The sequence below is a fragment of the Desulfosporosinus sp. FKA genome, from assembly GCF_002196785.1.
Lineage (GTDB): Bacteria > Bacillota > Desulfitobacteriia > Desulfitobacteriales > Desulfitobacteriaceae > Desulfosporosinus > Desulfosporosinus acididurans.
Map to the genome: position 1 here is coordinate 47,001 of NZ_NAHZ01000012.1, position 20,052 is coordinate 67,052.

Annotated in this window: 22 protein-coding genes and 6 pseudogenes; 18 read left to right on the forward strand and 10 right to left on the reverse strand. The window is 38.4% G+C overall.

Annotated features, from left to right (window positions below; translation table 11 throughout):
• Nucleotides 1–36 precede the first annotated feature (36 nt).
• Together B5771_RS24510 and B5771_RS02430 are read left to right on the forward strand one after the other, a co-directional pair.
• Nucleotides 37–318: a methyl-accepting chemotaxis protein gene (locus B5771_RS24510; protein ID WP_088186086.1), complete on the forward strand. Its 282-nt coding sequence runs from the start codon at nt 37–39 to the stop codon at nt 316–318.
• 650 nt (nt 319–968) lie between these two features.
• Nucleotides 969–2,690, forward strand: a complete 1,722-nt coding sequence (locus B5771_RS02430; protein ID WP_088186087.1) for a methyl-accepting chemotaxis protein — start codon at nt 969–971, stop codon at nt 2,688–2,690.
• A gap of 119 nt (nt 2,691–2,809) precedes the next feature.
• Here B5771_RS02430 and B5771_RS24650 read toward each other — a convergent pair whose 3' ends face one another.
• Complete coding sequence (locus B5771_RS24650; RefSeq protein ID WP_242966706.1) at nt 2,810–2,965, reverse strand: hypothetical protein; 156 nt, start codon at nt 2,963–2,965, stop codon at nt 2,810–2,812.
• 523 nt (nt 2,966–3,488) lie between these two features.
• Here B5771_RS24650 and B5771_RS02440 point away from each other — a divergent pair.
• The gene (locus tag B5771_RS02440; protein ID WP_088186088.1) at nt 3,489–3,647 is read left to right on the forward strand and encodes an aspartyl-phosphate phosphatase Spo0E family protein; all 159 of its coding nucleotides are present in this window, start codon (nt 3,489–3,491) and stop codon (nt 3,645–3,647) included.
• 366 nt (nt 3,648–4,013) lie between these two features.
• On the opposite strand, the gene B5771_RS02445 is transcribed toward B5771_RS02440, so the two are convergent.
• The 3 genes from B5771_RS02445 to B5771_RS02455 all read right to left on the reverse strand — a co-directional run bounded on the left by B5771_RS02445 (nt 4,014) and on the right by B5771_RS02455 (nt 5,906).
• Entirely contained in the window at nt 4,014–4,469 is a 456-nt protein-coding gene (locus tag B5771_RS02445; RefSeq protein ID WP_088186089.1) for a hypothetical protein, read from the reverse strand.
• A gap of 178 nt (nt 4,470–4,647) precedes the next feature.
• Entirely contained in the window at nt 4,648–5,391 is a 744-nt protein-coding gene (locus tag B5771_RS02450) for a hypothetical protein (RefSeq protein WP_242966707.1), read from the reverse strand.
• Nucleotides 5,392–5,423: 32 nt separating this feature from the next.
• The gene (locus tag B5771_RS02455; protein ID WP_207652671.1) at nt 5,424–5,906 is read right to left on the reverse strand and encodes a hypothetical protein; all 483 of its coding nucleotides are present in this window, start codon (nt 5,904–5,906) and stop codon (nt 5,424–5,426) included.
• A gap of 93 nt (nt 5,907–5,999) precedes the next feature.
• Between B5771_RS02455 and B5771_RS24995 the strand changes: the two genes are divergently transcribed.
• Complete coding sequence (locus tag B5771_RS24995) at nt 6,000–6,125, forward strand: hypothetical protein (protein ID WP_282433309.1); 126 nt, start codon at nt 6,000–6,002, stop codon at nt 6,123–6,125.
• Between the two features lie 27 nt (nt 6,126–6,152).
• On the opposite strand, the gene B5771_RS02460 is transcribed toward B5771_RS24995, so the two are convergent.
• The 4 genes from B5771_RS02460 to B5771_RS02480 form a co-directional block, all read right to left on the reverse strand.
• Nucleotides 6,153–7,517, reverse strand: coding sequence for a transposase (locus B5771_RS02460; protein WP_242966708.1), 1,365 nt, complete (start codon nt 7,515–7,517; stop codon nt 6,153–6,155).
• Between the two features lie 111 nt (nt 7,518–7,628).
• Nucleotides 7,629–8,033, reverse strand: a complete 405-nt coding sequence (locus B5771_RS02465; protein WP_088186090.1) for a hypothetical protein — start codon at nt 8,031–8,033, stop codon at nt 7,629–7,631.
• Nucleotides 8,034–8,254: 221 nt separating this feature from the next.
• Nucleotides 8,255–8,533, reverse strand: a complete 279-nt coding sequence (locus B5771_RS02470; RefSeq protein ID WP_172408127.1) for a hypothetical protein — start codon at nt 8,531–8,533, stop codon at nt 8,255–8,257.
• Between the two features lie 215 nt (nt 8,534–8,748).
• The gene (locus B5771_RS02480) at nt 8,749–9,567 is read right to left on the reverse strand and encodes a methyl-accepting chemotaxis protein (RefSeq protein WP_088186093.1); all 819 of its coding nucleotides are present in this window, start codon (nt 9,565–9,567) and stop codon (nt 8,749–8,751) included.
• Between the two features lie 288 nt (nt 9,568–9,855).
• On the opposite strand from B5771_RS02480, the gene B5771_RS02485 reads away from it, so the two are divergent.
• From B5771_RS02485 to B5771_RS02535, 12 genes and pseudogenes are all read left to right on the forward strand, one after another.
• Complete coding sequence (locus B5771_RS02485) at nt 9,856–10,197, forward strand: recombinase family protein (protein WP_242966709.1); 342 nt, start codon at nt 9,856–9,858, stop codon at nt 10,195–10,197.
• A complete protein-coding gene (locus B5771_RS02490; protein ID WP_088186095.1) occupies nt 10,188–10,514 on the forward strand; it encodes a hypothetical protein in 327 nt (108 codons plus the stop codon). Before B5771_RS02485 ends, B5771_RS02490 begins: the two co-directional genes overlap by 10 nt.
• 110 nt (nt 10,515–10,624) lie before the next feature.
• Nucleotides 10,625–11,011: pseudogene (locus tag B5771_RS02495) on the forward strand (MerR family transcriptional regulator).
• A 4-nt stretch (nt 11,012–11,015) separates the two neighbouring features.
• Nucleotides 11,016–11,162: pseudogene (locus B5771_RS02500) on the forward strand (flavodoxin family protein); the annotation flags it as partial.
• A 64-nt stretch (nt 11,163–11,226) separates the two neighbouring features.
• Nucleotides 11,227–11,976 carry a carboxymuconolactone decarboxylase family protein gene (locus tag B5771_RS02505; protein WP_088186096.1) on the forward strand — a complete coding sequence of 250 codons (750 nt, stop codon included), beginning with the start codon at nt 11,227–11,229 and terminating at the stop codon, nt 11,974–11,976.
• A 58-nt stretch (nt 11,977–12,034) separates the two neighbouring features.
• Nucleotides 12,035–12,431: pseudogene (locus tag B5771_RS02510) on the forward strand (AIR carboxylase family protein); the annotation flags it as partial.
• 549 nt (nt 12,432–12,980) lie between these two features.
• Entirely contained in the window at nt 12,981–13,187 is a 207-nt protein-coding gene (locus B5771_RS24655; protein ID WP_088186097.1) for a DUF5808 domain-containing protein, read from the forward strand.
• Between the two features lie 529 nt (nt 13,188–13,716).
• Nucleotides 13,717–14,289 (forward strand): GNAT family N-acetyltransferase, encoded by a 573-nt coding sequence (locus B5771_RS02520; RefSeq protein ID WP_088186098.1) that lies wholly within the window; start codon nt 13,717–13,719, stop codon nt 14,287–14,289.
• Between the two features lie 229 nt (nt 14,290–14,518).
• A pseudogene (locus B5771_RS02525) lies at nt 14,519–14,662 on the forward strand (GNAT family N-acetyltransferase); the annotation flags it as partial.
• Nucleotides 14,663–14,731: 69 nt separating this feature from the next.
• Nucleotides 14,732–14,815: pseudogene (locus B5771_RS23740) on the forward strand (GNAT family N-acetyltransferase); the annotation flags it as partial.
• Nucleotides 14,799–15,041 (forward strand): GNAT family N-acetyltransferase, encoded by a 243-nt coding sequence (locus B5771_RS02530; protein ID WP_088186099.1) that lies wholly within the window; start codon nt 14,799–14,801, stop codon nt 15,039–15,041. The pseudogene B5771_RS23740 and the gene B5771_RS02530, both read left to right, overlap by 17 nt.
• 78 nt (nt 15,042–15,119) lie before the next feature.
• A complete protein-coding gene (locus tag B5771_RS02535) occupies nt 15,120–15,314 on the forward strand; it encodes a YwbE family protein (protein WP_088186100.1) in 195 nt (64 codons plus the stop codon).
• Nucleotides 15,315–15,597: 283 nt separating this feature from the next.
• On the opposite strand, the gene B5771_RS02545 is transcribed toward B5771_RS02535, so the two are convergent.
• The gene (locus B5771_RS02545; RefSeq protein ID WP_088186102.1) at nt 15,598–16,095 is read right to left on the reverse strand and encodes a DUF2127 domain-containing protein; all 498 of its coding nucleotides are present in this window, start codon (nt 16,093–16,095) and stop codon (nt 15,598–15,600) included.
• A 162-nt stretch (nt 16,096–16,257) separates the two neighbouring features.
• On the opposite strand from B5771_RS02545, the gene B5771_RS02550 reads away from it, so the two are divergent.
• Nucleotides 16,258–16,521, forward strand: coding sequence for a hypothetical protein (locus tag B5771_RS02550; RefSeq protein WP_088186103.1), 264 nt, complete (start codon nt 16,258–16,260; stop codon nt 16,519–16,521).
• A gap of 657 nt (nt 16,522–17,178) precedes the next feature.
• Here the strand turns inward: B5771_RS02550 and B5771_RS02560 are convergent.
• Nucleotides 17,179–18,132: pseudogene (locus B5771_RS02560) on the reverse strand (cell wall-binding repeat-containing protein); the annotation flags it as partial.
• An 888-nt stretch (nt 18,133–19,020) separates the two neighbouring features.
• Between B5771_RS02560 and B5771_RS02565 the strand changes: the two are divergent.
• Nucleotides 19,021–20,052 carry a galactose ABC transporter substrate-binding protein gene (locus tag B5771_RS02565; protein WP_088186104.1) on the forward strand — a complete coding sequence of 344 codons (1,032 nt, stop codon included), beginning with the start codon at nt 19,021–19,023 and terminating at the stop codon, nt 20,050–20,052.

Consider the following 20,052-nt stretch of genomic DNA (forward strand, 5'->3'; position numbering starts at 1 on the left):
AATGGGCTATGAAATCTCTAATGATGTCTTCTTGGTATCAACTCGTCGATTGAAGCAGCTCGTGCTGGAGAACATGGTAGAGGGTTTGCAGTGGTTGCAAATGAGATAAGGAAGTTATCTGAAACTACGAAAATTTCAACTCTCGAAATTGAATCAGATCTTACTAGAGTTCGGGTATCGGTTAATAATTTGATAGAATCAGTTAAGCAACTCAGTGAAGTTACAGAATCTCAGGCCAGCGCGGCAACAGAACTATCAAATGCTTTATCGCAAATTACGCAAATGGCTGAGAAGTTAGTCATGATGGGTAATGTCTAGCATAATTTTGTTAATCAGTTTATGATCGACAGAGAGATTTTTCAAAATGGTAGGACAGTTATATACTTCTCACAGAAAACCACCTTAAACGTCCCTAGATATTTCCCAAAACGCCAAAGAGGGCGATGTATTAAAACAGGTCAACGGTAAATATGAGGTGGATATTTTAGAGACTCAGCGACTTAGAGCAGAAGTCGAACAAGTGATGAAGGATATATGGAAATAGGGGCAGCTTAGGCTGTCCTTTTTGATGGTAATTTTGTTTTGAACAACAACAGAAGAATCCATGCGGAAGGCTTTAGACAAAATTAAGATCTTATTCATCAGAACAAGAGTCAAAAACTAATGCAGTATCGTTATTTCAACAACATCTTTGTAAGAGCACACTTTTTTGCACGTAGGGAATACAATTCTCAGAAACCTTAGGTTTGCTTCCGTAATTAAAAGATACGGTGATTCTTGTTATTCTACGAGAATATGCATAGACAATTATAAATTTAAGTATGATACAAATTATTTTTAATTAATAAATATATTATTTAATCTCATAACATCGACGAAATATGACAAAATTTACGGCGATAACATGTTAGGATGAAGGCAAACCGATAATAATACATTCGTTTCAATCAAAGAAAGAAGGAATACATGTGCGTCATCTGAATGACTTATCATGGAAAATTAAGCTTCTCGGTGGATTTTTAGTTCTAACACTTTTAGTCGGATTTGCGGGATTTATTGGAATGAAGGACATCAAAACGATAAACACAAATGGGAATTCAATTTACACTGATAATCTTTTATCGATTAAAGACCTTAATGATATTCGTGCTACGTTTCTTCAAAATCGTTCAACCATGATTCTTTTATATTATAATCAAGATAAATCTAAGCAAGAGACCTACATACAACAAATTAATAATCAAAAAGCTCAAAATAATGTATACGAGCAAAATTACGAAAAGACGTATTTGAATAACTTATCCTCTGAAGAAAAAAAGGGTTATAACGATTTTAGAACAAATCAAGATAATTATCGAAATCAGAGAGACAACATGATTAAATCATTAAACGAAGGGAGTTATGATCAGGCGGGGAAAAGTCTGAAACAGGCACTTGCTGCAAATGACAATGCCATATCGGCCTTAAATAAATTAGTGAGTTTAAATGAACGTAAAGCACATGATAAGGAAGCTATTAATCAAAATGTCTATATACATTCTTATACTATGCTTTCAATTGTAATAGGGGTAAGCATAATTATAGCCGTGATAATTGGTCTATTTTTATCATTAAATTTGTCAAAACGGCTTTCAAATATTGTGAGTTTTGCCGAAGCTTTGGGTAATGAGGATTTAACACAACAATTAGTTATCTACGGAAATGATGAAATTGGACAACTTGGCGTTTCAATTAACAAAGCAACTTTGAGTATGAAAAAACTGGTTGAGGCTATCGGTGATAGCTGCCAAACAATGAATGCACATTCTGAGGAATTGTCTGCGAACATGGAGGAAATTACCGCCACAATTGAGACAGTTCAACATTCTACCGAGCAAATCGCTCAAGGTGCTGAGGAACTTGGTGCCAACACGGAGGAAGTAAGTGCTTCTACTTCTGAAGTTTTAAAATTCACCAATCAGGTGAAGGCAAAAGCTGAAGAAGGTCAAAAAAATGCTATGGCGATTAAAGAACGAGCCAGCGTGGTAAAGAATCGAGGTTCCTTGGCAATTAATGAATCATCAAGAATCTATAGCGAAAAGGAATCTAAAATTAAGCAAGCTCTGGAAGATGCTAAGGTTGTTTCGGAAATAAAATTGATGGCGGAAACCATTGGAGGAATATCGGAACAAACTAATTTACTCTCGTTAAACGCAAGTATTGAAGCTGCACGTGCAGGAGATGCGGGAAGGGGCTTTGCGGTTGTTGCTGATGAAGTGCGAAAATTAGCAGAACAGTCGAAGCAGGCTGTCGATAATATTAATCATGTAATTAATAAGGTGCAAAATGCATTTAATAATCTTCTGGATAATACCCAAGAATTATTGGGTTTTCTTGAGACTACGGTTCAACCAGATTACGAAGCATATGCACAAACCGGCATACAGTATGAGAAAGATTCGGAATATGTCGATGGGATGTCGCGTGAATTGACTTTGGCTACCGAATCTATGAGCCAACTTGTTTACCAAATAAGCCAGGCAATTCAAAATGTGACAGCAACGGCCCAAGAATCAGCTTCCAGCTCAGAAGAGATTTCTGCTGGTATAGTGCAAACAACTACTTCCATGGAGCAAGTGAATTTAGCTGCTCAGTCTCAGGCACAATTGGCAGAGAAGTTAAGTGAATTGGTTGGGAAATTTAAAGTATAACTATGGAAATAGAAATTTGAGAAGAGATAACTAAAGTATTTGATCTGTATTTTAATGTCATTTGGTTGATAGGAGATCGAAATTCTATAATATTCACTGAGAATGTTTGAGAAACTTTGTCAAAATAAATGCCGCCCTTGCTGGGCGGCATAATAGTTATACATGGAAAAAAGGTTCCGATTAAAACTAAGTAATCTCTCCCGAAGCTCGATGTCGCTAATACCAGGCATTTTGATGTCCGATATTATTAGATCTGGTAACTGTTTTTTTGCCAATTCTAAGGCTTCAAGTCCCGAAGCAGCTGTGCCTACTTTGTAACCTTAGAGGAAAAGAGGTCTTCTAAAAGTATTCGAATTCCCGGATTGTCATCAACCACTAGTAAAGAACTCTGTTTCAAAAGGCATCCAACTCTCTTTCGTGTTTATCATATTAATGACAAAAGATTTCTTAGATACTCCTTATTGGGTGAGCTATTTCTTTTCTAATCGGTACTATGATTTAGGGAATAAGCGGCATATTTTACATAATAAGAATATTCTTCATAAGGTACTGAAATCCTTTCTCTTGAGAGAGGAAAAGATTCTGTTTTGGGCTTAACAGGGATCTTTCGCATCAAAGGATTCAGGGGATGAAATTCAGTACAAAAAACAATAAAATTTTAATATCGTTTCATGATTTTTCTTAAATATGATAAGATGAAAGATATTGTCGGATTCATTGATTCTAATCAACCCCCGGAATATAATAGCAATTGTGTTAAGATAATGCCTAAATCTACCATTTGGAGTGAGACGATGAATGAGTGCTGTAGAAATACTGAAGTCTATTGAGATTTTACGAGGAAAATTAAATACTTTGGGGTCAAATAAACCACTCGTCGACCCTGAAGTTATTCAACTTAGCCAGAGACTCGATTTATTTTTAAATGCATATTACAGCATGAGAAATGTTGCTTAAGTTGAGAATAGTTTTATAAAAGCATGCCCTCACTTTCGGTGGGGGCATAGTCCATTTCTGAAACAAAGTAAGAAGCAGCTTCATAAGGGCAGATATGCGCTTTTAACTTTTTGAACGAGTTTTAATGTATATTCACGTAACAGCTATATGCCAAAAAAGATAAATAATTGAGGGGACAATAATAGTTCCCCAGTTCCACTTAAAGATTCCAAGGTTCTGTAGGATGTTTGAAAAGAGGACACAATTCCATAGCGTATTAGATAACGTATTTCCTGTCTGGGCACAATTGCGTATGTAAGTAGAAAAATAACAATTGTGTATATTGGATATACAAAATATGTAGGCATATGTTGTTTCCTTTCAGTACTACAGTATATGCATCTTTTTATCGATAAGCCTTAGAGTCAAAGCAACCATCAACCCGTATATTAGGGCTGTAGATAGGGTTGCATATGCGGCGTTCAAAGGCATTTTTCGGAATAGAGGAAGATTAAGTAATGTTCCGAATGTATTAAGTAATAACCAGATTACTAAACTATAACCTAATCCCTTGATATATAAATAATTACTGGATGTAAACTTTATCAGGTAAGCAAAAATGACACCAAGGATTATACATACTGCTACATGGCTAATTATTGAAAGGATTAGACCAAAGACTCCTTCATTGGAATAAACTTGATACGTAAGTATAATTGTCGCGTAATCGTTAAAAGTTCTATCGGTCCATCCTAATGATTTATAGATAATCCCCACAATGTCACAGGTAACGCTTGCCACAAGTCCTGCGATACCTCCTGCAATAAATCTGTCTTTTGGCATTAAGTATAATCACCTCCTTTTAGCACGTTTGGTTAATTTAATGTGTAACAATCTGTATTTTTATATGCAAGATCTCAGCTAGGTCAACCGTGTGTAGGTACGTGAGAACATAAAAGCCGCTAATTGAGCGGCTTTTTAATATATTCCGATGTCAAGCTGTGACAAAATTCTTCATGAATTAACTTATTGAAGGAACGCATGGTTCAAAATGAACGTTACCAGTAAGCGTAATGGTTGTATCCAGAAGCGTATTGCCACTTGCAACACTAGTTGCAGTGATGTGGACGGTATTATTTGTTGAATCAAAAACAAATGTGAAATTTGCAAGTTCAGAGTTACCTGCTCCATTATTAAAAATTGCTTGTGCAGTAACTGTGATCAAGCCAGAACTAGGAGTATCACACTGCATGCTTATCATTTCTTCAAGGTTAATTTCAAAATTTGGACCACTAGCTGGAAACTCGATATTGATGTGATTACCTTGTGGTGAACATTGACCTGCAGGCCCACAGAGTTGAATTGATAAACTTTTTAGTTTGGTACCACTATCTGTCGTTCCCTGAGTTGCCATGATAAATTCACAACATGTGAAACTCGGAGGGACACATTGCCCTATTTGTGCCTTGCCGCATACAATACCACTTGGTACTGCAGTAGCCCCTGCAGAGAATGTCAGTGGAATTTCAACACAAATGTTCTGGCTTACGGTGAAGGTGCACGTTCCTGTAGGGGAGGGAGTTCCCGGACATGCTCCAATAATTGGGTCGCCTACGCAAAACGATTCTACATCGCCTACTACTACGCTGGGCGTAATGGTTACATCAGCTTGAACACATACTGTCTCATGAACTGTTGCGGGGCATTGAGCAATTTGGCCTACTCGGGCAAGGCTTCTTCCAAATGAAAATGCAAGTTTAGTCATTGAATCTTTACAACCACAAGGTGCCATCTAAATTATCCTTTCTTTGATTGATTTTGAAGGCTATTTTTATCAAAGAATTTTTTCAAGCTTCGATTTAAAATAACGATTACCTGATTTAAAATGAAGTTACTTTTTACCTGAGTGTCTAATATAGGATTATTATCAATGCATGGGGGCTTGGGGTGACATTTCCCCTTTTCTGGTGAGCCGCAAACTATTCCCAAAGGATCAACTTTTGCGTTAGCGGAAAATGTTAGAGGAATTTCAACACAAATCTTCTGTCCTACCTCAAAAGTACACGAGTCAGTGCCTTCTTTCATTTCTTCACAATCCCATATAATTGGGTCATTGCTGCAGAAATATTTTATATCATGGACTTTTATATCTGGAGTAATTGTAACCTTTGCTTTAACACAAACTGTTTCATGAACGGTTGTCGGACAATGATCGTGTTTATGGCATTCATCTACTATTGAAGGCTGCTGTATTACTTCATTATCCAAATCATCATCCATTAAAACACCTCCACTTCGTCTTCTTAGTTTATTTTATGCAATGGCTTGTCAATTGGGACAATACCAAAATAGTAATTTAAATGGGTATAAAAAATGAAAGATGTATGTGATGAGCGTATCAAAGGTGATTTGCTAAGTGCGAGTAAGATAGACGAATCAAAACCCTCGGCGGCTATGATCGTCGGGGGTTCGTTAACGTCTGATATTAAATTAACCTAGGAATTCAAACTGCTTTATGTAAATTACTCAACTTTCGCAGCTCCAATTAGTTAGATAAACCCTGATATAGGCGGGCAGGGCCATAATCCATTGTTGGAGTTGACGATTAATCAATTTGGATAACTTCTTTCCAGCTTTTTGAGAAACATCATTAAGAATCTCCAATAGTTGTTGTAATGCAATTGCCCAATCCAATTCGCTGACCTCATCGCACAATAATGAGAAAAGTCCGCCTAACGTACGTTCATCGGTATTTTGTCGATGTTGCCAAGCAAGAAGAATATATCGTGCATAAACGATGGTTGTATGGCTAATCAGCATGTCATAGGATCGACCTTGAAACTCTTTTTGTAACTTAAGCAACGATTTTGTGCATTTAAAAAAGGTTTCAATATCCCATCTCATACTGTAAATCCGAATAATTTCTTCTTCCGCCAAGGTAAGATCGGTAGAAAGGATTGCTAACCATTCATTTTTATTGGTTCGATGACGAACAAACACGATAATCATAGGTATCCCTGGCACCATCTGCGTGCGGATGGTACGGAGAATTCCTCTGTTTTTCCCTTGTACCGGTGTTGCAACGCAATAAAGCTCTTTAAGAGATAACTTCCTACCGTTCACTAAATAGCGTTGATTTGTATTTTTAACCATGCCTATAACATCTAAGCCACGCCGAGTTATCTCTCCAATGAGAGGAGCGAAAGTGAACCAACTGTCCATTAAAACATAGGAAACTGTCATGCCGGTTGCTAAGGCACGATCAATCATCAGAGGAATTAACTCTGGAGCGCGTTTTAACGCTTCTGTACGTCGCTTATAGCCGGATGTCCGTTTATCAATCTTCTTAGAAATCTCGTTAATTTGGGATTTGGTTGAACTTAGCAAGGAAAAATCGATGGGAAGGAACGTGTGTCCATCGGACCATCCTAATGTAACCATACGAAATCCTAGGTAGTGGCAACCTTTGGCATGATCCCAAAACTTAGCAAGAAGTTCAACAGTCTTACTTCGATTTCGCTCATACATTGAATCATCCACAATAAAAGCTTTAATGCGGTTAGTTGACGTCAAAGAAGAGACTTTCTTAACCGTTTCTGCACTTAATAGGGTAAGAAATCGACGCCAAGCATATCCGGAATGGTTAAGAAATCGATAAACAGCATCCTTTCCTGAGAAAAGCTCCCCACGCTCACTTTCAAGGAGACGGAACCAATTTTTGTGATAGAAAATCAAAACGAAGATGAGTTTAAATAGGTAAGAACAACTAAAGCCAAATCGCTTTTTAAAACCGGCGTTTCTCAAATGTTGTAAAACATTTAGTTCTTTAAATGCAGGCTGAATTTCTTTAGGTAGTTGATTTCTTTGTTCCTTTTGAGCTATCATTGTCATGAAGAAGGCACCTCTTTTTCTGCGTGATAGTGGTTCTAGTCAAACTCACTATACCAAATAAAAGAGGTGTTTTCTATTTTCAATGATAATGCTGAATAGGGCCTTGTCCCTTCAGCACCAAGGTTTTAAACAAACTTTCGCTCTGCGAAAGTTGAGTAAATTAATAATAGAAACAAACTTATCGTAGGAATGAACGGTAGTAATTAGTTTTAGAGTATCGCCAGCAATACGCTTTGCCTGCATATTGGCAATAAGAGTTTTCGATGCGATATTGAATCGGCCTTTGAAAGGTGTTTTAACTAAAAGTTCGATACCCTTTTTTTCTTCATCGAGCATATCTTGTGGCGAAGCTTGTAATTCTTGAGTATCAAGAACAAGATAGAACTCCGATGTGTTGAATGTTTTCAATTTCTTTAATAACTCTTCCATATAGTTATGACTCTCTTGCTGTTTGATTAATCCACCCACAGTAATAAGAAATACTTTTTCGTTCGGTTTGAGTTGAAGATTATACATTAGAAACGCTCCTTTATGTTTGATTTATTGTATTAATCATAAAGGATTAAGCTGAAATGTCTCTTAAGGTTGACTGAAAGATTGCTGAAGTATACCTGAAAGTTAGTTTGAAAAACAAACGAAACATTTCACTTTTTTGCGTACATTACTAAGACAAAAGCAACGACCAGGCACATATATCTGCACCTGGTCAAAATCGTTAATCCTGCGCGTTGCCATTTTTAATTGCTGGTTTGGTTACTGCTGTTATTCATTGGCCCACCAGCAGGACCACCATGCATATGTCCACCGTCAGGAGCGCCGCTTGGAGCAGCACTTTGGAGAGCAGTTTCAATAGCCGTTTCTTGGTCGGCGGTAATCGTTCCAGCAGTAACTAAGCTGTCGAGAGGATTCTTTCTATCCTTTGGACTTTGTTTCCCTTGGTCATGTAATATGAAAATAGTCATGAGCCCGATTGAAATGATCGCATGGTTTGATATACCTGGAACACCACGCCCCATTTGCTTCCGTCATAATGGAAATGTGGTTAAGGTTGAGATGATTAAACGAATATCCGAGGAGAAGACCGCCGGAAATCGTATGAAAGTTTTTCAGTGCCAAAGTGAGATCCATGGACAGATGAGATGTTTTGAACTTAAGTACGAATTAAATACGTAAGTGGTTCTTGTGGAAGATCTAAATTAATGGTTAATGAAACTTATAGATTGGAAGATTCTTAAATTTTACCTAAACTAACGAGCTTTTCAGCCATGCGTGATATTTGATTCAAAGCTTGCGTAAGTTCAGTTACTCCTTGTGCCTGGGATTCACTTACAACAGCAAGTTGACTGACAGAATCGACTAAGCGATTGACAGAGGATTGGACTTCAAAAACATCCAGTTCAATGGTCCTAACCGAGTCATTTGTTGTCACGGCTAGTTTTCTAATTTCTTCAGCCACAACACCAAAACCTCGACCACTTTCTCCAGCACGAGCTGATTCGATCGATGCGTTAATTCCCAAGATGTTGCTTTGCTGTGATATTTTTTTAATGGCCGCTGTTATATCAGAAACATGAGTTATATCATTTTTAACGTGTAAAGTTTCATCATCCATTGCTTTAGTGGTTGCGGAAAGCTCTTCACTTTGTGCCGAAAGATTTTCAGCAGATGCATAAATTTCTTCGACCGATGCTAAGATCTCTTCTCCAAGTTCTAAGAGAGTATTGTATTTTTCGGTAGATACAACGATTGAAATGACCCCAACCAATTGATCGTTATCTCGAATAGGACTGCTGATTGCAATATAGGGAATGGAGAACATTGATTTATCTTTGGAAACCGCGGCAACCGTTCTTTCACCGGATTGTAACACTTTATTTGTAATAGTATTATCATTTTTATCAATGAGATCTCCTGTTTTGACTCCTAAATTAAGTCTTGGATTATTGTAACAAGCTAATACCGAATTCTGATCGACGACAAAGACCGAAATATCTTGGTCGTACCATTCATGTAAGTGCGGAGCAATAGATACGACATGCTCAATTTTCATGACAATCCTCCAATTATTCAAGATATCTTATTGTAATAAAATTACTTAAAAACGACATTAAATTAAAGATTTCGACATTATACTGAATATACCTTCAAAAACTCTGGGGAATAATAAATAATTCGATTATAAGGAATCTTATGGAATGAACTAAAGTATAAGACAATTACCTTGCTATTCACTCCATACAGAGCTATCATGTCCTACACCGGATAACAATCGGGCGTAGGATATTTTTTTACTACTAATATGTTCCCACAAGCCTTGCTAGTAAAGGAGTTGAGTAGCATGAAAAAAATACGCACCATTGAGAAAGCACCAGTCCTCAATGAAGAAGAGAGTTCCAAGTTGTCTCAGATCACGAAAATGGGTATAAGTTACAGATTTCAAGAGGGTAAGGTTTTAGTTAACCATAACAAATTTCTCGGCTATACCAAAGATGACCAGGGCCAGTTGGTTATTGTACTAGAAGAAGCTGAGGTAGTTCGCCGGATTTATCGGGAGTTTTTGGATGGTAAAAGCCCATATAAAATAGCTAGTAACCTGCAAAATGATGGGGTAATCACTGGGTCAGAGGGTTCTAAGTGGTATGACAGCACGGTCACAGATGAACGGCAATCTTGGATGTGATCAAAAGGCGGTTAGGGAGAAAAATTGAGAAAGCATTTGTAAGAGCTATGAACGGGATTATTGATAGGAAGGAATACTTTTTAGAGAAACTTTCGCAGGATATGTGCAGGGGACTTGAATCAATAAAAGAAGAATGTTTGATGGAAGAGCTTTATACCCATCTGGAAGAATTGCAAGAGAATATGAAAGGCATGGTAAAGCAGAGCATAAAGGCTGGAAATGTTGATGAGAATAGACATTCGGTTCTTGGCGCAGAAATAGAAAAAGTGCAAAACAGGATGAACAAATACTCATTAATCAAGTTAAATATTGAATAGTCCTTTTCTAATAGGAGTACGGTTAAATTTAATTGTATTCCTATAAAAAAATGCTTGACCTGGTGTTAACTTCAGGTGATATGGTTGTAAAAACGAGGAGGTAGTCTCATATGACAATTACAGAAGTTAGTGAAAAATTCGATCTTACGCAGGATACACTTCGCTATTATGAACGCATCGGATTGATTCCTCATGTTAATCGAAACAAAAGCGGAATCAGAGATTATACGGAAGAAGATTGCAAGTGTGTCGAATTTATCAAATGTATGAGAAATGCCGGCCTTCCGATATAAGCATTAATTGAGTATGTTGCGCTGTTTCAACAGGGAGATGAAACGATTGGGACCAGAAAGGAACTTTTAACTGAACAGCGTAAGCAGCTAATTCGACGAATGGAGGATATGCAGAAAACACTGGAACGCTTGAATTACAAAATCGAGAGCTATGAACAGTCAGTGGTTAAAAAGGAAAAAGAGCTAAAAAGAGCGGAGGATTAGTTTAATGGCTAAAAAAGTATTGGTGCTTTCTGCCAGTCCGAGAAAAGGTGGAAATTCTGATCTGCTATGTGACCGGTTTATACTCGGTGCAAATGAAGCAGGACATCAGATAGAAAAGATTTTCTTGCGAGATAAAAAGATTGGTTACTGTACAACTCCCTTATGATATCCATCCGTTGAATTGTTAGAAAAGTAAGAGAGGGGAAGTGCGTTGTATGTCAATCACTGAAAAGGCAAATAAATATCACGAAAAAATGTTTCCCAGTTATGTGTCCGAATTTCTGGAGACCGACCCTGAATTCATTGAACGCTTCGACAACTTCGCTTTCGACGAGGTGGTAAACAACGACGGTCTAGATGACCGTACCCGGATGATGGCGATTCTAGCAACGCTTATGGGCTGCCAGGGAATTGACGAATACCAGACTATGCTGCCCGCAGCGCTGAATTTTGGTGTTACTCCCGTCGAAGCAAAAGAAATTGTCTATCAGGCAGTAGCCTACCTGGGAATTGGAAGGGTATTTCCTTTCCTGCACGCAACGAACGATGTGCTGACGGCGCGCGGTGTGGAGCTGCCGTTACCGGGCCAAGCCACTACGACGGCAGAGAACCGTCTCGAAGCAGGGGTACAGGCCCAAGTGGACATCTTTGGCGAAGGTATGAAGGAATTTTGGAAGTCCGGTCCGGAAGAAAGCCGACATATCAATCATTGGCTGGCTGATAACTGTTTTGGCGACTATTACACACGCGGCGGCTTGAATTATCAGCAACGTGAAATGATTACCTTCTGTTTCCTCGCAGCGCAGGGTGGCTGTGAGCCGCAGCTTGTCAGCCATGCCGCCGCCAACATGAGGATTGGCAATAATAAGGCATTTCTCATCAAGGTTATTTCTCAATGTTTGCCGTATATCGGCTATCCCCGAAGCTTAAATGCACTAAGGTGTGTCAATGACGCCTGTAAATAAAGGAGGATCTTGCAATGAACAACGAAAGAAATGAGCTATTTAAGACGGGCGCTCCGCTGCTGTAAAAAATGTCTGTCCAGAGGCTAGATATAACCCTCTCGGAAGAACAATCACCATCATGAAGAGAGAAGAACAGCTCACCGACAGCTATATTGCCATTGTTGCGGCAGGAACTTCTGATATGCCCGTAGTGGAGGAAGCAGCAGAAACAGCAAAACAGCAATCCTTCTGGGCAATCGCGTGAAAAAATAATGGATATAGGAGTTGCTGGCATTCATAGACTTTTCTCTAAAATAGACATCATTCGGGGTGCAAAGGTCGTTATTGTAGTTGCAGGCATGGAAGGAGCCCTTGCCAGCGTTATCGGAGGACTTGTAGATAAACCCGTCATTGCCGTCCCCACGAGTGTTGGTTATGGGGCAAACTTTGGTGGCCTTGCGGCTTTGTTATCTATGCCAGTTTAACACTTTTGGGCGCTTCGCCTTTTTTGAATACACACTGGACTGGTCTGGGATTACTTTCAAATTAGCTAAAAATGTCAAGAATGTGTTAAGACTGCGTTCGTGGAAACAAATTGAATGTAAATATAGCGTTTTTGCAGGAAAGATATGAAAATAAATGTGTCGCTGTGTCAAAGGGGGCCTTGAAACTGTGACGATTTAGAAAACAGCAATCGCCAGATTTCTCCATGTTTTTATGGAAGGTTCTGGCGTGTTTTTGTTTTTCTGGGGGAGACAGATAAATATATTCGCAAGATTAGAAGGAGCATCTGGAAAAGTGTAGAATCCCTGGGGAGAATTATTATTTGTTTGCTAACTTTTGGTATACAGTACTGAGTTGATTTATGGATTAAATGTATATAACCGGTAGTTTTGATGAGCTTCGGTTAAATTATAGTTAGTAGGATTATGGGAACTTGCATGATGGATAAACAAATCCCACGACTGCTATAATAAGTACAAAGAAATTGTGTTGGCAAGAATGAGTGAAAGCGGGGCAATACCGTGGCAAAAAGAAAATGGACGGATGAAGAAGTCGACGAATACCGGAGAACGCATAACCAATTCTTATACTTTAACCCAGATGATGCAAATTTTCGTGTACCAAAAGCTAATGGCTTGGGTTGGACAAACAACTGGGCTCATCCAGCTTCGGGGATTATAATTCTTGCAGTTTTAGCATTAGCAGTCGTACATTCAATTTCTAAGTGAGTTAAATCAAGTATCATTTGTTATGACTAATTGGTATTGCTGATTTGAAGATTAAACTACAAGAAGATTCAAACCCATAAAGATGTCAATTTATACAAGCTACTCACCAACATTACCCCTACACCTCACTACCCTCAACCCCAAATCCCCATAAAACCAAGCTTACCTTTCAAGCCACCGGAACTCCTTCAATCCCGCAGGATTGGATGGGCTTTGCCTAGCTGATATGGGGAGCAAGAAGGATACGCACGTCGTCAATTCGGGCGAGCATATCATATGGGTCAATATGGATTAATATGGATTAAATAGAGATGCTTTCTGGACGACAAGATGTTGCAGTTTAGATGAAATGATTCTGGCTCCTGTAGTTTTGTATTGAGATAGATATAGATAAACTATATAATGATGCCATTACCTATCCAACGGCGCTCACTGAACCAGAAAGCTGGAGGGGATGCGTGGGATGGGGAGAGTTATCAACATTACAGTTAATAGCCGGTATATCTTCGGGACTTTGGGAGGAAATTAAGTGGCTAGAAGAGAGATAACAAACAGTGAGTTTGCGGTGTTAGATTTCTGGAAAACAGAAGAAATAATTATTAGAGATACAATTCTTGAGGATATTGATAGGCTACAAGAAATATATATGCAGTCTCGAAATACGGAAGGTTGGACAAGAAACGAAGATTTCACAAATGATTATATACATAATGCTTTTATCAAAGGGAATTTACCGCCAGGTGGAATGAAGAAGTATTATAAAATACAATCAATGATTCTTAAGAAAACTTCGAAAATCATGGGATTTTTAGAAATTTATCTTGGTTATCCTCATAAAGACGTGTTCTATATAGGTACTCTTTTATTTAGTGAAGATTACCGAAACAAGGGCTATGGGCAGGAGGTTATGACTGAATTATTAGACCGAATAGGAAAATTGGGCTTTTCTAAAGCAAGACTCGGAGTAACACTTAGAAATTGGAGTGGAATTTATTTCTGGAATAAATTGGGGTTTAATAAAATCACAAAATATGTTGGAGATAAAGTGTTGAAAAATGACTCATTTGCTATATTAGAACTTGAGAAAAATTTGATCGTGTAAGGTCCTATTACAACTCTGCTCACCTTAGCGCCCCAACACAACACCCTGCTACCCTCAAGCATAATTTTCGCCTCCTTAAAGATAAAGCCAAGTTACCAGTTAAGCTACTGGACTCCTTCAATCCCGCAGGATGGGATGCTAGGTATTTAGACAGGAATTTATCAATGTTCATAATTCGTGCAAAAGGTAGATCAAAGATATTTGGCAGGAGAAATTTTGACATGGGTTATTGGAAAAAGCGTCTGATAAGTTAATTGGAGTCACCGGGTTAATTTCCGAACAAGCAGATGATGAAAACTATGTTGAAGTTGGCTATATTTATCAAAAATCATATTGGGGAAACGGGTATGTCTTTGAAGCCGCTTGTGCTTGTGTTGATTATGTGTGTTGGGTGGACCGATTTGCAAAAAGGGATAGAAGGACAGAAAGGATTCGAGATAAAATGATAATACGTGAAATGGCCATTGAGGACATCCCTCAATTGGCTAATTTATATAAGCAATTTTGGAATGAAGAATCTTGTTTGGTTAGAGCACCTTTTTATACTGCCGGAATTTATTGGAAAAAGAATTGGCTCCGAACTGATCTCATATGCAAAAGTGGTATGCAGGAAGAAGAATATAAATCGGGTTATGATTTTTTCTGATTCAAATGCGATAGGGTTTTATGACAAAATTGGAGCTGCATATATTGAGGAATCGCCATCAAGTATAGAAGGGCGTAATGTTTTGCTCTATGAACTTATAGTATAAAGAAATCGCCCTTTGTGGTAAGGGTTTCCTGTTTTAAAAGTTAATTCACAGAATAAAGATATGTAGGTGGTCATAGTAATGGATGGAAATAATCGTGCAAATATCATGCGAGGTATACACGTTTTAATAGTGCAAAAACAAGATCAAAGAACGGAAAAATTAACTGAAGGTTTTGTTAAAGACATACTAACTAATTCGCCTACTCATCCACATGGAATAAAAGTTCGCCTTGAGAGTGGAATAGTGGGTCGAGTAAAGCGAATTCTCTCTTAAACGCAATAAATATATTTAGCTGATTCGCTGCACCTATTTTGTGAGAAAGGGTGGAGCCGATCCAGCTTACACCGGAATTTGACGTGGGCGTTTTTAATTGTATCAACCTAATGGAAGAGAACACGAGTCAGCTCTACTTGCCGGATGTTGCCATATCAGTTAACGGAAACGTATTGAAGCCAGACGACGGTGTATTCACAATCGGGCCGGGGTTGATAAAAATAAAATATAACGAGCAAGTTTATACAATCATAATATTAGGGTTGGAACCTGAATTCTGCCCCTAGACATAATGAGATTTGGTCTTTAGCTTTTTGTATTCAATATAGGTTAAGGCAATAATTATAATGTCGAGAAATGTTAATAACAATAGAACAGTTGAATGATAGATAGTATACCGATAAATCTGATAAACAACGAAAATTCCTAATAATATTATTGTAAGAGGATAAGCCCAAACTTTTCTTTTCCATAATACTATTACAAGGATCAATTTTAGCGCACCATGAGAAATCAAGTAAATAACTCCGAAATATTGTGTATTGACGGTAAACTTTGAACTCATTTTTATTATGGTATTAGCGATTATATCGGTAGGGTCTTGGGATAACTCATGTTCTGTCAGCATAACAGTCATTTTATTTAATCTGGCCGGGTTTAAAAAAAGTAATAATATTCCCCCTATCATCTCCAAAAAACCATCGATAGCTTTAAGTGATAGCCCAATTTTGAAACTTTTATGGAATATGTTACTGATATCGATATTCCGGAATTTTCCCATATTCAACCTCTACAGTCATTTCGTTTCACTCTATTATTTGCTTGTTTGTTTTATTAATTCACATGTAAGGACTGAAAACTTACTTCAGTCCTTTTTTATGTTCAAAAGGAGGCAGGCAAACGGGAAATACTGTCGGAAATATTATCGCTCGTATCGGGGCGGATGCTTCCCTACATCAGCAGCACGAATCTGGTGGAAGCGATTCAGTCGGGTCAACGGGTTGTCGTTAACTTCTCACAAGAAGCCGGAGAATCCTTGGCCCAGTCTCAGCAGCGTGTTCGAACCGTCTTTGAAGAGGCGGGCATAGATATTACCGAGTACGAAAGGGTTCTGAAAAACGCCAATCAAGTCCATGCTGAGTTCGCCAAAGGTGCCGTCAAGAACTTTCAGGCAGTAGCCAATGCAGCCGAAGAAGTGAACAATTAAGCCGAGGAAATCAGAGAGTCTCTTGGCAAAGATATTGCGATTAAGGGCGGTAGGATATCTTGTGACTATCAAAAACTACACTTACAGAAATTAATACTATCTAACCTCTGTACCGCCCCACTCTACAACACTAAATCCAGTTCTATTAAAAGTCTTCAATTGTTGTGGGGTAATATTAATCTTACTTGTAAGAGGCTTATATACCATAAATACCCGAAGTACTGAGTCTGGATTAGGGTTTATTGATAAATGTACTTGTTGTTCATACTCCTCGTTCGCAAAAGTAATTAAGTTATATTCATTACCCTGCATTATAGGTAACCAATAATCGATAAAATCATTGTATTCCTTCGGAGTAAGGCCAATTAAAGAAAGCTTGTTTTGGAGGAAATCTTTGGTATCTTTGCCGGCTACCACAAATCCCTCTGTTATATCCCAACTATTATTATAAAGTAATCCCTCCCAAAACAAATACGAGTACTCTTTATTGTCGCCTAAATTAAACAATGTCCCATCGGGATGTGCAATTACTTCCCAACCGTTGTTATATTCCGGATAAGAACTAGCAATTTTGCCGTCGAATGTGAGCTTTACAGATATTTGTTGTTCAGTTGTCGGATACAGGTAGATTACCGGCTTTTTTGCTACCAGTGGCCATCGTAAAGCCTCTGGAACAACAGTTTCACCACCGAGAGCAGTAAAAGTCGTGTTACCAGAGACATGCCCATGTACAAAATTAAAAACAGTAGGAAATGTTTTACCGTCTATGAGCACTATAGCGGATTTTGTTAGGGCTGCAAGTGGTGCACCCGCGAGAGCATCAATTCTTGTTTCACCGTTAGCCACGAAGACATTGTCATATTTGAGGGAAGAAGTAAAGTCTTGAATAACTTGGCTGTTGGTATCATAGGCCGTGTTGCCACAATGACGAATTGGGCTAGGAAACTTAGCTTTCACAGCATCACTGATAACACCTGTTCCTCCAATAACATCAGAAGAAACGATCCTAGGGTTAGAATCTAAATAAGCAGATACACTTGCTGGAACTGTATCCTTGTTCGTTAAGAGAATTGGCTCGTTAGCAGCTGAGGCTATTGAAGCAATGGAGAGAGCATCAGGAATGCCATTAGCAACAGCAACTTTGGTAACACCAGTCATCTTCTTGGCAATGTTCACAGATGTTTCCACACGGTCGAATCCACCAAGGGTAACAGTTGAAATACCCATGCCGCTCAACTCATTAAGTACGGATTGTTTAATAACGGCAGTACCGCTAGTGACATATACAGTTTTAACATTGAGTTTGTTAAGTTCAGCTTTGGTGTCAGGATCGAGTGAGTTTCCAACTCCGGTTAAGAGGATAGGAGCTTTCAGGGAGGCAGCGAGAGGCCCAGCTGTCAGAGCATCCACCATACCATAGGACGTCGAGGATGCAAGAATTACTGTACCGGTCCAGCCTGTTTGGTCCGCGATTACTACCGCCGTTTGAGCTGCAGTGGTACCAGCTAAGCGAGTAGGCATAGTTCCGGTAGCTGAGGCACTAAACGGAACCAACATAAGTGCCATACCAGTGATAGCTAAAGATGCTACGACCTTTTTCGTCTTTTTCATGGTGTCATTTCTCCTTTCAATTCCATGCTTCTGCTATATCTTGTTAATAAATAATCTCTTATGGAAGGAAGGAGATATATGAAAAAATACGAACTATTGAAAAAGCACCAACTGTCAACGAACATCTAAATAAACTCAGAATTTGTGCCTATGTTCGAGTTTCAACCAACAAATCCGAGCAGCAGGAGAGTTTTTCAGCTCAAGTCCGGCATTATACTTCCTATATAAATAGCAATCCAGCATGGGAGTTTGCAAGTATCTTTATACAGGCAGTTTGCCGCTCAAGCTTGAACCATAGTCGGAAGCTATAAAACTTAGGATTAGGCGGCTATTGGGCTTCACAGCCCCTACGACTGCATGGGGTTATTTCTTATACTGAGCACATCCTATTGATAATGGCGGAAGATAAGTTGCCAAATATGGAAGTACTACATTGCTATTATTATAACCAGCCCAATATGTGGGAATGTTTACGAACTTATTATATTTTCCCTTAACTTTTATTTAACATCGGATTAACAAGAATGTTATTTAATTAGGTTAGAATAAGTAAGGTAGTTATATAGTAGTTGCTATATAGCTAGGAAAATACGATTCGGAGACTATTTTATCCAGTTTTTAAGACCCCACTTCTATAAGTGGGGATGGGTCCTTCGTTAACTTCAGGTGGGGTAGAGTCCTTCTTCGCCGCTAAGTATTCCTATTGAGAAAGGCGGCTCGGCAATAATGTTCCACTGGACATTATTGTATCTGAAGCCCCGACGTTCAGCTTTAGCTGAACGAGTACACTGGAAAATCAATTTATACAGATAATATTTTTTTCTAAAGTTTGTGAAGTGTTTAACTTTCGCTTTAAATGTAAAAAAATTGTACAAGGAGAAATTAAAAATGAAAGCAACCATTAAAGTAGGCATTATTCTTATGTTGGCAGTAAGTCTATTTGTTACGGGGTGTTCTAAAGGGAGCCTTCCGATAATAAATGCAACAAAAAAGCCCGTTATAGGTGTTGTCGTCGCTACCTTTGATGATACTTGGAGGACATCCGTACGTAATGAACTTTATAAAATGGGTGAAAAAAATAATGCAGAGGTTGACATATGGGACTCAAATAATTCTCAGGTTACGGAAGATCAGAAAATTGATATGTTGCTTAAGCGAAAAGTGGATGCTTTAGTAATAAACCTTGTAGACACGAAGTCGGCAACTTCAATTATTGAAAAAGCTAAAAAAGCTAATACTCCAGTTGTTTTTTTTAACGTTGAACCATCCGCTAATGATCTTAGCATATGGGATAGGGCCTATTATGTAGGGGCTTTAGGAGAAAAATCCGGAACCATGCAAGGACAAATTCTTGTCAATTACTTCAAAAGTCATCCTACTAAAAATGGTCTTATCCGATACGTAATGATAAAAGGAGCGGCAGACCATCTAGATGCCATAGCGCGGACTATATACTCTATTAAGGCAATCGAAGATGCTGGCTTCAAAGTGGAAAAAGTGGCAGAAGCTAGTGCCATGTGGGAACGGGGACAAGCTCAGCAAAAAATGAATGCAATTTTGGCCGCACAGGGTGATGCGTTTGATTGCGTGATTGCAAATAATGACGATATGGCGTTAGGCGCCATTGATGCACTAAAAAGTAAAGGTTATTTTGTTGGTGGCAAATATATTCCTGTTGTGGGTGTCGATGCAATTAGCAGTGCTGCAATAAACGCCTTAAAAGAAGGGACATTACTCGGTACGGTGTTAAACGATGCAGTAAACCAAGGAAAAGCCATTTTTAATCTTGCAATCGTGTTAACGAAGAAAGAAACTCCCAGTAATGATAATTGTGGATATCAAATTACTAATGGAAAATACATATGGATCGATTATAAAGTGATTACGAAAGAAAATATTAATGATGCAATAAAGTCTTAG